General features: G+C 71.1%; 12 protein-coding genes. 8 read left to right on the top strand and 4 right to left on the bottom strand.

Annotated elements, in window-relative coordinates; translation table 11 throughout:
* Nucleotides 1-141 precede the first annotated feature (141 nt).
* The 6 genes from KBX34_RS31795 to KBX34_RS31775 all read left to right on the top strand — a co-directional run bounded on the left by KBX34_RS31795 (nt 142) and on the right by KBX34_RS31775 (nt 8,814).
* Nucleotides 142-1,167, top strand: coding sequence for a polysaccharide deacetylase family protein (locus tag KBX34_RS31795; protein ID WP_088947805.1), 1,026 nt, complete (start codon nt 142-144; stop codon nt 1,165-1,167).
* 81 nt (nt 1,168-1,248) lie between these two features.
* Nucleotides 1,249-2,208 carry an acetamidase/formamidase family protein gene (locus KBX34_RS31790; protein WP_210928730.1) on the top strand — a complete coding sequence of 320 codons (960 nt, stop codon included), beginning with the start codon at nt 1,249-1,251 and terminating at the stop codon, nt 2,206-2,208.
* Between the two features lie 62 nt (nt 2,209-2,270).
* On the top strand, nt 2,271-3,689 hold the full coding sequence (locus KBX34_RS31785) for a PQQ-binding-like beta-propeller repeat protein (protein ID WP_210928728.1): 1,419 nt from the start codon (nt 2,271-2,273) through the stop codon (nt 3,687-3,689).
* A gap of 81 nt (nt 3,690-3,770) precedes the next feature.
* Nucleotides 3,771-4,874, top strand: coding sequence for an endonuclease domain-containing protein (locus tag KBX34_RS31780; RefSeq protein ID WP_210928727.1), 1,104 nt, complete (start codon nt 3,771-3,773; stop codon nt 4,872-4,874).
* On the top strand, nt 4,871-5,560 hold the full coding sequence (locus KBX34_RS33920; protein ID WP_141909074.1) for a hypothetical protein: 690 nt from the start codon (nt 4,871-4,873) through the stop codon (nt 5,558-5,560). Before KBX34_RS31780 ends, KBX34_RS33920 begins: the two co-directional genes overlap by 4 nt.
* A complete protein-coding gene (locus KBX34_RS31775; protein WP_307871543.1) occupies nt 5,557-8,814 on the top strand; it encodes a helicase HerA domain-containing protein in 3,258 nt (1,085 codons plus the stop codon). The genes KBX34_RS33920 and KBX34_RS31775 overlap by 4 nt, the downstream gene beginning before the upstream one ends.
* 26 nt (nt 8,815-8,840) lie before the next feature.
* Here KBX34_RS31775 and KBX34_RS31770 read toward each other — a convergent pair whose 3' ends face one another.
* Nucleotides 8,841-9,245 (bottom strand): DUF3224 domain-containing protein, encoded by a 405-nt coding sequence (locus KBX34_RS31770; protein ID WP_210928724.1) that lies wholly within the window; start codon nt 9,243-9,245, stop codon nt 8,841-8,843.
* A gap of 154 nt (nt 9,246-9,399) precedes the next feature.
* Here KBX34_RS31770 and KBX34_RS31765 point away from each other — a divergent pair, with 154 nt between their 5' ends.
* Nucleotides 9,400-9,732, top strand: coding sequence for a putative quinol monooxygenase (locus KBX34_RS31765; protein ID WP_088947801.1), 333 nt, complete (start codon nt 9,400-9,402; stop codon nt 9,730-9,732).
* 81 nt (nt 9,733-9,813) lie between these two features.
* On the opposite strand, the gene pdxY is transcribed toward KBX34_RS31765, so the two are convergent.
* The 3 genes from pdxY to KBX34_RS31750 all read right to left on the bottom strand — a co-directional run bounded on the left by pdxY (nt 9,814) and on the right by KBX34_RS31750 (nt 12,761).
* Entirely contained in the window at nt 9,814-10,665 is an 852-nt protein-coding gene (pdxY, locus tag KBX34_RS31760; RefSeq protein ID WP_210928723.1) for a pyridoxal kinase PdxY, read from the bottom strand.
* A 138-nt stretch (nt 10,666-10,803) separates the two neighbouring features.
* Nucleotides 10,804-11,598 carry a trypsin-like serine protease gene (locus tag KBX34_RS31755; RefSeq protein WP_088947799.1) on the bottom strand — a complete coding sequence of 265 codons (795 nt, stop codon included), beginning with the start codon at nt 11,596-11,598 and terminating at the stop codon, nt 10,804-10,806.
* A 146-nt stretch (nt 11,599-11,744) separates the two neighbouring features.
* On the bottom strand, nt 11,745-12,761 hold the full coding sequence (locus KBX34_RS31750) for a LacI family DNA-binding transcriptional regulator (protein WP_099852615.1): 1,017 nt from the start codon (nt 12,759-12,761) through the stop codon (nt 11,745-11,747).
* A 255-nt stretch (nt 12,762-13,016) separates the two neighbouring features.
* Here KBX34_RS31750 and KBX34_RS31745 point away from each other — a divergent pair.
* On the top strand, nt 13,017-13,646 hold a 630-nt coding region (locus tag KBX34_RS31745), incomplete at its 3' end, for a sugar-binding domain-containing protein (RefSeq protein ID WP_374223737.1).

Below are 13,646 nucleotides of genomic sequence, written 5' to 3'. Positions count from 1 at the left end.
GCACCGCCGACCCACCTCGTTTCGGACGGATTCCGGAACTTGTTGACGTGCCGGAAATCCCGCTGTAATACTCCGATCCATCACGGTCGATGCAACGGCTTCGTGATGTCCCGGTTATGCCTCCCGCGAGAAGGGCACCAGATGAGCAAGCTCTTCCCCCGCACGGCGCTGTGGTCGAGGCGGTTGCGCGCCGCGCTCGCCGTCCTCGCCACCGCCGTCGCGATGTGCGGCGTGGTCCTCGCGGCCACCTCGACCCCGTCGAGCGCCGCCACCTGCAACGGCTACGTCGGTCTCACCTTCGACGACGGTCCGACCGGCAGCACCAGCGCGCTGCTGAACGTGCTGCGCAGCAACGGTGCACGGGCCACCATGTTCAACGTCGGGCAGAACGTCCAGAACAACCGCTCGGCGGCACAGGCACAGGTGGCCGCCGGCATGTGGGTCGGCAACCACAGCTGGAACCACGCCCACATGACCTCGATGAGCCAGGCTCAGATGCAGTCCGACCTGTCCCAGACCAGTTCGGCGATCCAGTCCGCCACGGGCATCCGGCCACAGCTGTTCCGGCCGCCGTACGGGGAGACCAACTCCACCCTCCAGTCCGTCGCGTCATCGCTCGGCATGCGACAGGTGATCTGGGACGTGGACTCGCAGGACTGGAACGGCGCGAGCGTCAGCCAGATCGTGGCCAACGCGAGCCGCCTCCAGGCCGGTCAGGTCATCCTCATGCACGACGGGATCCAGAACACCCGCGACGCCATACCGCAGATCATGGCCAACCTGACCAGCCGCAACCTGTGCCCCGGCATGATCTCGCCGTCCACCGGCCGGGCGGTCGCGCCCGACGGCACGACCCCGCCGCCCGACGGTGGCACCCCGCCACCCACCGGCGGCACCTGCACGGCGACGGCGTCGACCACCAACGTCTGGGGCGACCGCTACAACACCTCGGTGACGGTCAGCGGCGCCAGCACCTGGACCGTGGTGGTGGCCATCACCGCACCACAGCGGGTCTCCACCATCTGGAACGGCACCGCCACCTGGGACAGCAGCGGCACCGTGATGACCATGCGGTCCAACGGCAGCGGCAACACCTTCGGCTTCACCACGATGACCAACGGCAACAGCGGCGCTCGTCCGCAGATCCGCTCCTGCACGGCGGGCTGACACCGAGCCGGTGTGCGGCGGGCGCCCGGATGCCCGCCGCACACCCCCGTCGCGCGGATCGGGGGCCACTAACCTGCACTGATGCGACACACCCTCACGCCCTCCGACGACAGCCTGCACGGCCACTTCTCCCCCGATTTTCCGCCCGTGCTCACCATCGACCCCGGTGACACCGTCTCGTACCGCACCCTGGACTGCTGGTGGTCGGCCGGTCCGTATCCCGGCGGAGCGAACCGGGACCGGCCCCGGGTCGCGCAACATCAACCCGACCACGGTCACGCGTTGGTCGGGCCGGTCGCGGTCCGCGGTGCGCGCGCCGGCCAGACCCTCGCGGTACGCATCGATGCGGTCGTCCCCGCCACCTGGGGCACCACCGTGGCCGGCGGCTGGCCGAGCGGGTTCAACCAGCGCTACGGCGTGCAGGAACAACCGGTGGTGCATGCCTGGACGCTGGACCCGGCGACGATGACCGGCCGCAACCAGCATGGTCACACGATCGCGCTGCGGCCCTTCATGGGGGTGCTCGGCATGCCACCCGCCGAGCCGGGGCGTCATTCGACGATCCCGCCGCGCCCGTGGGGCGGCAACCTGGACTGCCGGGACCTCACCGCGGGAAGCACCCTCCTGCTGCCGATCCCGGTGGACGACGCGCTGTTCTCGGTCGGGGACGGCCACGCCGCACAGGGCGACGGCGAGGTCGGCGGCACCGCGATCGAGTGCCCGATGGACGAGGTGACGTTGACCTTCGACGTCCGTGACGACTTCCCGGTCACCGGCCCGGTGGCCCGCACCGCGGACGCGTGGCTGACCCTGGGCGTCGGCGCGTCCCTCGACGACGCCTCGTTCATGGCCCTGGACTCGATGCTGACCCTGATGCAGCGGTTGCACGGCCTCAGCCGCGCGGACGCGGTGGCGCTGGCCAGCATCGCGGTCGACGTGCGGGTGACGCAGATCGTCAATCAGACCGTCGGCGCGCACGCGGTCCTCCGCGACGACGCGCTGGGCTGGCCGGGCGCCGATTCTGTCGGGGGCCGCCGTTAGCGTGTGCGCACTGTCGCCGCGCCGGCCACGTCGGGCCGGTCGCTGACCCCTCGGAGGCCCCCATGTCCCAGGAGACGACCTACCTCGAACTGTCCGAAATGGACGGTGCGCACAAGTTCTACGAGGTCATCGTCGACAACGCCACGCTGACCGTGCGCTACGGCCGGATCGGCGACCAGGGGCAGATCAAGGCCAGTGCCTACCCGGACAACGCACGGGCCCGCGCCGCCGCCGCGAAGAAGATCGGGGAGAAGGTCCGCAAGGGTTACGCGCCGGCGGTTCCCGGCGTCCGACAGAAGCGCACAGTCTCCCGGCGGCAGATCGTCAGCACCCGCTCCACCGCCCACACCGCTCCGGTGCTCTGGCGCTACGACTCCGGCGCTCCCGCCTTCGGCATCTTCGTCGACGGGCAGCACTGCATGGTCGGCAACGAGCACGGCGTGATCACCACGCTCGACCACGACGCCCAGGTGCGCAGCCAGGTCCGCCTCCCCGACGGGGTCAAGTGCATCGTCGCCGACGACGCCTGGATCTACGCCGGCTGCGATGACGGCAACGTCTACGACCTCTCGGGCAAGATGCCCCGGGTGGCGTACGCGATCGCCCCGGAAATCGACATCTACTGGCTGGACATCCACGACGGGGTGCTGGGCGTGTCGGATGCCGACGGCGGGATCACGGCGGTCGACCACGAGGACGAGTTCCTGTGGCGTCGGCCCGGGCGGGGCCGCTCGGCGTGGATGGTGCGGTGCGACAGCGACGCCATCTACCACGGCCATTCGCAGGGGGTGACCGGCTACGAGTGGCGGACCGGCGGCGAGCTGTGGCACACCAGGACCGGTTCGGTGCTCTTCGGCTGGCAGGAGCACGGCAGCGTGTTCGCCGGCACCGGCACCCGCGAGGTGGTGCGACTGTCCAAGGCAGGGCGACTGGAACGCACCTACCGGTGCGACGCCCCGGTGTTCTCGTGCGCCACTGCGGAGGGCGGCCAGTACGTCTTCGCCGGTGACAGCCAGTCCTCGATCTACTGCTTCGACGCGGCCGGCACGCGGCTGTGGAAGCTCGGCACCGGCTGCGGCTCGGCCTACTCCATGCAATACCACGACGACCGGCTCTACGTCGTCACCACCGGCGGCCACCTGGCCTGCATCGACGCGAGCGAGCCGGCGATCCGCGCGGCGCAGGCCGGGGACGTGCCCGAGGTGCGCGACGTCAAGGCCCCCCGTGAGGCACCACGGCCCGTGCAGCCGACGGTCGTCGAGGTGACCAGCGACGCGGGCGCGGGCGTGGTGGTGCAGTGCCTGGACGATCGAGGGCGGTTGCGGGTCCAGGTGCTCTCCGACGGTTACCGACGCGACTGGTCGGTGCAGTTCCCCAAGGGGATCCGCGAGCCGGGCGCCCGCTACCTGGTGACCGAGGTCCGCGAGTCCGGCCGGGGCGGGTTCTACCGGGCGTTCGGCGACATCCGCCGCCTGCGCTGAGCGGCGACCGCAGCGTCTCCGGTGGCCGGGCAGGCGCTGGCGGGCCACCGATCGTGTATCCCCCTGTCGTAGGGTGCCGACATGGCGCACCCCGTCCGGGCTGACGACGATGCCGGCACGGCGTGGTGGGCCGCCCCGCCGACGCGGCGGGTGAGTCACCTGCCGGCCGTCGACCCGGAGCTGCTGCGGGTGGCACTCGACCCATTGCCACCAGCGGCGCCCGCAGTGGTGCACTACCGGCCCACGGTCGTGGGTCCCCTCGGCGACCTCGTGGACGCTCTCCTCGACCAACTGGACACCGCGGCGCTCGCGATGTTCCCCAGCTGGTTGGCGGGCGCCGACCACTTCGAGACCGAGGGCACGCTCGGCGTGGCAGCGGTGCGCGCCCTCGCGGCCCGGACCGCTGCCCGTTCCCGGCACTTCGGCCCATTCCTCGCGGACCTCGCCGAGCGTGGGCTGCGCGGTCCGCGCCGGCCCGTCGGCCGGTCCCGCTTCGCCCCGGGCGTACGCGCCGCCGGGCTCGCCCGGGTGATTGCCGAGGCGTACGCCCGGGAGGGCTGCGTTCTCGTCATCGCTCTGCCCGACCTGGGCGCGGGTGCGGAGCGGACACTCGTGGCCGCCGCAGAGTGGCTCGTGCGGCACGCTGACTTCACGGTGTGGCTGGCCGGCGGGCCGCTGCGCCACGTCGACCGCGTCCAGTCGGTGCCGCTGATGGTGCCGGCGCGATTCGCCGGGCTGACCAGCACGATCAACCGGATGCCGGCCACGGCCGCCGAGCCGGAGTCGACGGTGTTGGTCTGGCCGCCGATCGCTGGCGTGCCACGTGGTGACAGCGCGGCCGAGCAGGCGTTGGAACGCGCGCTGGCACCGCACGACTGGGCACGGGGCCGGCGTTGGAACCAGACATACGAGTGGCACGTACTGGGTGTGGCGTACCGACTGGATCTTTTTTGGCCCGTGGAGGGTCTTGCGGTCGAGGTGGACGGCCCGGAGCATCGTGGGCGAATCGCTTTCGCCAACGATCGGCGGAGAGACGTGCAGCTTCAACTACTCGGGCTGGATGTTCTCCGCTTCACCAACGAGCAGGTGCTCTCCGACGCGCCGGCGGTAGTCGACGGGATCCGTCGGCTGCTGGCCCGGCGACGCGCGGGCGGCACGCACTCCCACGGAGATGAGAAGACATGACGAGCCCGGCGGACGTCCCGCACCTGACGCCGAACCAGATCAACGCCCTCGTGGTGCTGATGGCCGAGGCGCGCCAACTCACCAACGTCGAGCTGCGCGAGTTGGCCGGTTTCACGCTGACCGGCAAGGACAACAAGAAGCTCGTCGATCTGGGCCTGGTCGACACCGACAAGTCTCGCCGGACCTTCGCCCACGAGCTGACCGACGAGGGCTGGCGTGTGGCACGTCAGCTACACACCGCTGCCCCGCCGAAGCAGGGCGGCTCGACCACCCGGTCACTGTTCGTCGTCCTGTCCAACCTGCACCGTTCGCTGGACCGGCTCCGGGTCAGCCACGGCGACTTCTTCAAGCAGACCGACGCCACGGCCTCGCCGGCCAGCGAACCTCGGCACGAAACACCGGCGCCGGCACCCGCAGCCGCGGCGGACGTGGAGGCGCTGGTTCGTACGGCGTACCGGGAGCTTGCCCCCGCGCCGGGCGCCTGGGTCGGTCTCGCCGACGTCCGGGACCAGCTTGCCCACACCGACCGGCCCACCCTGGACGCGGCGTTGCGGGCGATGGTCGGTCGGGAGGATGTCCGTATCATCCCGGTGGCGAACACCAAGTCACTGACCCCACGGGATCGTGCTGCAGCCGTTCGCATCGGGAACGAGGACAACCACGCCCTGGCGATCGGCCCGGCGTGATCCCCGACGACCAGCGGGTCGCGCTGGAAGCAGTTAGTCTCAACCCCGCGGTCACCCCCGATGACGTCTGGCGACCCAGCCCGCACAACGTGCCGGAGCTGCACGAGACGGTGGTCGCGGAGATCCTGCGCGGGGTGGCGCGGGCCCGCACCGACGACACGAGCATGCCGCTCGGTGTCGCCATGCAGGGTCGCGCTGGCGCCGGAAAGACGCACCTGCTGGGGGCGGTCCGCGGACAGATCCAGCGCGACGGGGGCTACTTCTTCCTGGTCGACATGGTCAGTGGCAAGACGTTCTGGGAGAGCGTGGCCCTGGCCCTGGTGGAGGGCATGGGCCGCACCCACGTCGGCTGGGGCACCCAGCTGAAGACCTTTCTGCGTCGACTCACCCCGCAGCTCGGCCTGCCGGTGGAGATCCGCGATGCGGTCGCCGGTGCCCGACCGGTGACCCGTGCGCAGCTCGACGCCTTCATCCGGGCACTGCGCGCCCGCGATCGGGAAGTCGGGCGGGACACGCAGGACACCGCTCGGGCCCTCGTCCTGCACGGTGCCATCGACTTCGAGGCACAGGACGTGGGTTACGCCCACCTGATCTCCGAACCAGGCGACCCGGACGCGCGGGCGGCATGGGGGTTGAGCACCGCGGTCCGCACGCCGCAGCAGATCGTGCAGGACATCTCCCGACTGATGGCCCTGACCCTGGACCCCACGGTCATCGCCGTGGATCAGCTCGACACGCTGTTCGCCCAGACCAGCACCTCGCTGCTGAACCACCACAACGGGTTGGAGGACGGCCAGGCCAGGGTGCTCGGCCCGATCGCCGACGGCCTGCTCAAGCTCCGCGACATCACCCGCCGCACGCTGGTCGTCGTCTCGTGCCTCCCGGACACCTGGGTGCTCATGACACGCACCGCGCCCACCCCGGTCGGCGACCGGTTCCGGGTGGCGACCCTGCCGGACCGGATCCCCACCCCGGAGATCGGACAGGCGATCGTGGCAAAGCGCCTCACCGCGGCGTTCGCGGGTCCGCACTTCGTGGCGCCGCACCCCACCTGGCCGATTGCCCCTGCCGCCTTCGCCGACGCACCCACCCTGACGCCACGCGCCCTGCTGCGCAGGGTGGACCGCCATGTCGCCTGGTGCCGCGACCGCGACGAGGTGGTCGAGCTCGACCGGCTCATCGACGGCGCGGACTCGATGCCGACGGAGGGCACCACCGTCCGCGGCGGGTCTGGCGATCCGACGGACGACCGCCGCCTGCGCGAGTTGGACGCACGGTTCACCGAGCTGCTCCAGGCCGCGGACGTGTCAGCCGCCGTCGACCCGGCAGGCGAGGACGAGCACATGCCATCGTTACTCGCCGCCGGCCTGGCCGCCTGGATCGCCGAGCAGGCGCCCACCGGTGCCACCTACAAGTACGATCCGCCGCCCGGTCGCAAGCCCGCGCTGCACGGACGGCTGATCGAGGTGCTCGACGAGGCCACCGAGAACGAGGCGCACTGGTGCTTCCGGGCCATCACGCATCTCAACGCCATCGCCGTCACCGCCCGCGTCAAGGCCGCGTGCACATTGGCCGGACTGGACCGGGACCTCCCACAGCGGCGGCTGATCCTGCTGCGCAACGGTCCGTGGCCGACTGGAAAGCGTACGACCGAGGTGTTGACCGGCTTCGACGCGGCCGGCGGCCTCCGGCGTGGGGTGTCCGAGGCGGACCTGCGGGTCTTCGCGGCGCTCCGGGTATTGGCGACCGAGCCGTCAACGGTCTTGCAGGAATGGCTCGTGGCCCGTCGTCCGGCCAGCGGCACCGAGCTGTTCCGGGCGGTCCTGCCCGGGCCCGACCGGAAGCGCGACAGCACCCCGTCCGCACCGACCGACCCCACGGACCAGTCGACGGGCGGCGCCGATCCCGGCGCGACGAGCGCGCCGGTCGCGGACGTGACCGATGGTCCGTCGACCAATGCGGCCGACGTGCCCGCACCCGCGGACGCGGTCGACACTGTGGTCGACGCGGGCGGTCGCGCCATCCTGCTGGGGCGAACCGTCGACGGCGGCCACCCGTTCACGGTGGCCCTGGAATCGTTGCGCCGGCACGCCGTCGTGTTCGCCGGATCCGGTTCGGGCAAGACGGTGCTCATCCGCCGCCTGGTCGAGGAGTGCGCCCGGGAGGGTGTCTCCGCGATCGTGCTCGACCCCAACAACGATCTCGCCCGGCTGGGCGACGCGTGGCCCGAACCGCCGAGCGGCTGGGCGCCCGGCGACGCCGAACGCGCCACCGACTACCTCGCACACACCGAGGTGGTGGTATGGACGCCCCGAGTCACCGCCGGCCGGCCGCTGAGCTTCCAGCCGCTGCCCGACTTCACCTCACTGCGCGACTGGCCCGACGAGTTCGATCAAGCCGTCCGCTCGGCCGTGGAGGCGCTCGCGCCGCGCGCCGGCGTCGACCGGTCGAGCAGGCTCGCCCAGCAGGGCAAGGCCGTTCTCACCGAGGCCCTCCAGGCGTACGCGCGAAGCGGGATGGTGGGCCTGCCCGGCTTCACCGAGTTCCTCACCGACCTGCCCGAGGGGGTCAGTCGACTGGCCCGTGCCGGGAAGCTCGCCGAGGAACTGGCCGAGGCCCTCAAGGCGGCTATAGTCACCGATCCGCTCTTCGGTGGGGTCGGTGCACCGGCCGACCCGGGGCTGCTGCTGACGCCGTCGCCGGGGCGGCGGGCCCGGGTGTCGGTGATCAGCTTTGTCGGACTCACCTCCGACCAGGAGCGGCAGAGCTTCGTCAACCAGTTGCAGATGGCGCTCTTCGCCTGGATCAAGCGGCACCCGGCCGGTGACCGACCCCTGGGCGGGCTGTTCGTGATGGATGAGGCGCAGACGCTAGCGCCCTCGACCGGCACCACGTCCTGCACCGCCAGCTCAATCGCGCTCGCCTCGCAGGCGCGCAAATACGGGCTCGGGCTGGTCTTCGCCACCCAGGCGCCCAAGGGTCTTCACAACCAGATCTCCGGCAACGCGACGACGCAGTTCTTCGGGCTGCTCAACGCACCCGCGCAGATCGACGCGGCCCGGCAGCTCGCCGAGGCCAAGGGCGGGCGACTTCCGGACATCGGCCTGCTCAACAGCGGTGAGTTCTACGCCGCCGGGGAGGGGTTCTCGTTCGTCAAGGTCCGTACCCCGCTGTGCCTGACGCACCATCCGAAGGCGCCGTTGAGCCCCGAGGAGGTCATCGCCCGTGCCCGCCCGGCCGGCGTCGACGGTTGACCCACCGACCGTCGACAAGGCGGGCGTCAGGACAGGTCGTAGTCGAACCAGATGCTGTGGGTGCCGTCTTCGTCGACTGTCAGGCCTCCCGTTCCACGGATGCCGGTCAGGCCGCCGGTGCCGCTCGTGGGGACGATCGCCAGGAACTCGGCCTGCCGGTCCTGACCCGTGGTGGTGGCGGAGTGCACGAAGTTGAAGGTGCCCGCGTTGCCGGCGACACTGCCCTCGAACGACTCCATGGCGACGTACGTGCCGGTGCCGGTCGTGGGATCGAAGGCGGCCGTGAAGAGTGTTTCGGATCGGCCGTCGATCTCTCCGGTGAACGTCTTGCGCATGGTGGCGAAACCGACCGGCAGGCCAGTCTTGACCTCGGGGCTCGGCACGGGGACCGCGGTGAACTCAGCCACGTCGAACGTTCCGATTGCTCGCATGTCCCGCACGGTAGTCCGCTCGGCTGACATTTCCGTCGGGATTTCGAGCGCTTCCAAACCTGATCATGACTGGGCTCGGGCAGAGGTGCACGGGTCCGGCCGGCTGTCCGGCTGACTTCGACGGGTGACCCGTCCGGCTGGGTAACCTGACGCCATGATCTTCATTACCGCCAAGTTCCGGGTCCTGGCCGAGCACGCCGACCGGTGGCCGCAGATCGCCGCCGACTTCACCGAGGCGACCCGGGCCGAGCCGGGCTGTCTGTGGTTCGACTGGTCCCGCAGCGTGGACGACCCGACCGAGTACGTGCTGGTCGAGGCGTTCCGCGACGACCAGGCCGGCGCGGCCCACGTGCAGTCCGCCCACTTCCGCGCGGCGCAGGAGACCCTGCCTCCGCACCTGGCCGAGACGCCGCGCATCGTGAACGCCACAGTGCCGCAGGAGACCTGGTCGCTGCTCGGCGAGATGGCCGTCCCCGAAAGCCGCTGACCGCCGCAGGCACGCGGCACCGCCCGCGCCGACCGCGTCGAGGCGTTCCTCGACGCGTCGGCGGTCGGTGTCGACCCGTCGTCAGCGCAGCCGGCGGGCGGTGAACCGGGCCGGCGGGTCGGCGATCACATCCTGTGCGGCGATCAGTTGGATCTCCCGGGTGCCCGCCGCGAGTGTCGCTTCGAGCACGGCGTAGACGGAGGCGATGGTGCGCTCCAGCGCGATCGCGGGCGAGCCGGTGGTCCACAGGTGCGCGAGATACAGCGCCGCGGTGACGTCGCCCCCGCCGTTCGGGTTGATCGGCAGCAGCGGCGTGGTCACCGCCCAGGCGCCCTCGTCCGAGACGGCCACCACCTCCAGCGAGTCCGGGGGCAGTTCGCCGTGGAGCACGCTGGTCACCAGGACGTGCCGCGGCCCGGTCGCGCGTACGACGTCGACCGCGTCGAGCACCTCCGCGAGCGAAGTCGTCGTACGGCCGGCGAGGAAGTCGAGCTCGAAGTGGTTGGGCGTGATGATGTCCGCACGCGGCACGACGGTGTCCCGCAGGTACTCGGGAATGCCAGGGCGGACGAACATGCCGCGACCGGCGTCGCCCATCACCGGGTCACAGCAGTACAACGCGGCCGGGTTGGCCGCCTTGACCTTCGCCACCGCGTCCAGGATCACCGCGCCCATGGCCGGGTCGCCCTGGTAGCCGGACAGCACCGCGTCGGCGCCGCCGAGGGCTCCACGGTCCGCGATGCCCTCGATCACCTCGGCCACGTCGGCGGCCGCCAGCATCGGCCCCCGCCACGCGCCGTACCCGGTGTGGTTGGAGAAGTGCACCGTCAGGACCGGCCAGACCTCGTGGCCGAGCCGCTGCAGGGGAAACACCGCTGCCGAGTTGCCGACGTGACCGTAGGCGACCGACGACTGGATGGACAGGATCTTCACCGGCTCATCATGGCCGCCCGGGCGGGCGCCGCACGCGCGGCCCGCCGAATCTGTCGGGTGGCCCACTCGTCGCGTACCCCTCGGTGACGAGCGGGCGGCCCGGACATCGTCGTCCGGGCCGCCCGATGGTTCTCCCGGTCAGCCGCCGAGGCTCGCCGCAGCCGAGGCGATCGACGAGGCGAAGTAGCTCACCTGGGTGTAGACACCCGGGTAGTTGGGCCGAGCGCAGCCGTTGCCCCAGCTCACGATGCCGACCTGGATCCAGGCGTTCGAGGCGTCGCGGCGGAACATCGGGCCACCCGAGTCACCCTGGCAGGTGTCCGTGCCGCCGCTGGCGTAGCCGGCGCAGATCTCCTGGGCGGGGATGAGGTCACCGCCGTAGTTGGCGTTGCAGGTGGAGTCGCTCACGAACGGCACGTTCGCCTTGAGCAGGTACCGCTGCTGGCCGCCGCCCTCACGCGCGGCGCCCCAACCGGCCACGGTGAAGGTGCCGCTGTCGTAGGCGGTCGTGTTGGCGATCTTCAGAGTGCTCAGCCCGGTGACGGGGCTGGCCAACCGGATCAGCGCCCAGTCCCGGCCGGAGCCGTTGTAGCCGGGAGCCCGGTAGACGTAGTTCGACCGGACGGTGATGCGGCTGGACGACTGGAGGTCGACCGTCCCGAGCGTCGCGGTGATGCTGGTGTTGGTGCCGGTCGAGCCCACGCAGTGCGCCGCGGTGAGCACCAGTCGGGCGCTGTACAACGCCCCGCCGCACCCCATCGAGAGTCGCACCATGAACGGGAACTCGCCCTGAGCGGCGCGGGTGCCGCCGACGACGTTCGGCGTCATGGGGTTGTCGGCCGCTGCGGCCGGCGCGGTGAGAGTGAGGCTGGCCGCGGTCACCGCGGCCAACGTGGTGGCCAGCAGGCCAGTGAGGGTACGCCAGCGAACCATGCATTCCTCCGCATCAGGATGGCACGCCTCGTGAGCGCACCCCGTTCGAGATAGCGGTCATCATATTGAGGTACTTGGATTTCTTGCGCCATCCTCTCTGGGTCGTACCACCGGGGCTATGGGTCTCGCCCGGTGCGCACCGGCCGTCAGCCGCCGGGCGTACCCGTGCTCTCCCGGCGGATGAGCCGAAACGGCGTCTGCACGGTCAGCGGTGCCGCGACCTGCGCTCCCTCGATCCGGGCGACGAGGCGGCGCACCGCGAGACGGCCGATCTCCCGCTTGTCCGGCGCGATCGTGGTGAGGGTCGGGGTGCTGAACCGACCTTCCTCGATGTCGTCGATCCCGATCACCGCGACGTCCTCCGGCACCCGGAGACCCGCCTCGGCCAGCGCCCGCAGCGCGCCGGCGGCGACCAGGTCGTTGTAGCCGAACACCGCGTCCGGTGGGTCGCCGAGCGCGAGCAGGTCACGCATCGCCCGCTTACCGTCGAGCCGGCCGAACGCGTCGGTGCGGGCGACCAGTCGCGAGCGGTACGGCAGGCCGGCGGCGGCCAGGGCCTCCCGATAGCCGCGTACCCGCAGGTGGGCGGACTGCCGGTCGCCACCGTGCGTGGCGCCGATGAACGCGATCCGGCGGCGGCCGATCGCCACGAGGTGCTGGATCGCGGCGTGGCCGGCGGCGACGTTGTCGATGGCGATGTGATCGTGCGGCACGTCGTAGACGCCCTCACCGATCAGCACGAGCGGGGTGCCCGCGGTCCGGGCCAGCACCTCCTCCCGGCCGATCCGCACCGGACTGAGGATCAGGCCGTCGATGATGTGCCGCCGGGACCCGTCGAGGAGCGCCAGTTCCGCTCCCCGGTCCGCGGCGGTGTTCTCCATGACCAGGGTGTAGCCGAGCCCGGCGGCCTCGGCGATGGCGATCTCGGCGAGCTCGGCGAAGTAGGGGTTGTTCAGTTCCGGGATGGCCAGGGCGATCAGCCCGGTACGCCCCCGACGCAGATGTCGCGCGCCCAGGTTGGGGCTGTAACCGAGTTCGTCGATCGCCTGCTGCACACGCAGCCGGGTCCGCTCCCCCACCGGCCGGTATCCGTTGACCACGTTCGACACCGTGGCCAGCGACACGCCCGCGCGTTGGGCGATGTCCTTGAGGTTTACGCCCATCCACCGACCCTTCGCCAGGGGGACCGCCGAGCCGGGCACGCATCGACGGACAAGGATTGACGGGAGGCCCGGCGCGGCTCTATAACGTTATACAGGCGATGATGGATGTCAATATGCCAGTCCCGCCGACGCGTGGAGATCCCACCGGCATCCGTCGATGACGCCCGTCCCCCGTCAGTGACCACCCGATGCCCACCACCCACGCGCTTCGGGCCTGGCTGCACCGCCCGCGGCGACTCGCCCCTCGGAGACGGCATGACACGTCAGGTCCCCATCCGCCCCGCCCTGCCGCTGCTGCTCATCCTCGCCCTGATCGCCGGCGTTCTCGCCGCGCCAACCCCACCGGCGTACGCCGCACCGGCCAAGACGCCGCCACTGACCACCCCCTGGACCAGCCAGGCGCTGGCCGGCACACCCCTGCCCGAGTACCCGCGCCCCCAGATGACGCGACCGGACTGGCTCAACCTCAACGGCGAGTGGCAGCTACGCCAGTCGGCCACCGACGACGCCCCGCAGTTCGGCACCGCCCTGCCCGAGCGGGTCAACGTGCCGTTCCCAGTGGAAAGTGCGCTCTCCGGCATCCAGCGGGCCGCCAACGACAACCGCAACTACCTGTTCTACCGGCGCACCGTCACCGTCCCGGCCAACTGGTCGGGACGGCGGACCCTGCTGCACTTCGGCGCCGTCGACTGGCAGAGCACCGTCTGGGTCAACGGCGTACGGGTCGGTGCGCACACCGGCGGCTACGACGCCTTCACCTTCGACGTGACCCCCCAGCTCACCACCGGGGCGAACGAGATCGTCGTCAAGGTCTGGGACCCCACCGACACCCGACAGAACGGCAGCCTGCCCGCCATCGGCAAGCAGACCAAGACACCCGGCGGG

The sequence above is a fragment of the Micromonospora sp. M61 genome (assembly GCF_018070245.1).
GTDB classification, from domain to species: Bacteria; Actinomycetota; Actinomycetes; order Mycobacteriales; family Micromonosporaceae; genus Micromonospora; species Micromonospora zamorensis.
The sequence above is the reverse complement of the archived record's forward strand: the minus strand, read 5'-3'. Positions and strand labels throughout refer to the sequence as shown.

What these genes read in the sequence shown, in the direction of transcription:
- KBX34_RS31765 (WP_088947801.1), top strand. Translation starts at nt 9,400, where the DNA reads ATGATCTTCATTACCGCCAAGTTCCGGGTCCTGGCCGAGCACGCCGAC.
- KBX34_RS31785 (WP_210928728.1), top strand. Translation starts at nt 2,271, where the DNA reads ATGTCCCAGGAGACGACCTACCTCGAACTGTCCGAAATGGACGGTGCG.
- KBX34_RS31750 (WP_099852615.1), bottom strand. Translation starts at nt 12,761, where the DNA reads ATGGGCGTAAACCTCAAGGACATCGCCCAACGCGCGGGCGTGTCGCTG.
- KBX34_RS31770 (WP_210928724.1), bottom strand. Translation starts at nt 9,245, where the DNA reads ATGCGAGCAATCGGAACGTTCGACGTGGCTGAGTTCACCGCGGTCCCC.
- KBX34_RS31790 (WP_210928730.1), top strand. Translation starts at nt 1,249, where the DNA reads ATGCGACACACCCTCACGCCCTCCGACGACAGCCTGCACGGCCACTTC.
- KBX34_RS31795 (WP_088947805.1), top strand. Translation starts at nt 142, where the DNA reads ATGAGCAAGCTCTTCCCCCGCACGGCGCTGTGGTCGAGGCGGTTGCGC.
- KBX34_RS33920 (WP_141909074.1), top strand. Translation starts at nt 4,871, where the DNA reads ATGACGAGCCCGGCGGACGTCCCGCACCTGACGCCGAACCAGATCAAC.
- KBX34_RS31780 (WP_210928727.1), top strand. Translation starts at nt 3,771, where the DNA reads ATGGCGCACCCCGTCCGGGCTGACGACGATGCCGGCACGGCGTGGTGG.
- KBX34_RS31755 (WP_088947799.1), bottom strand. Translation starts at nt 11,598, where the DNA reads ATGGTTCGCTGGCGTACCCTCACTGGCCTGCTGGCCACCACGTTGGCC.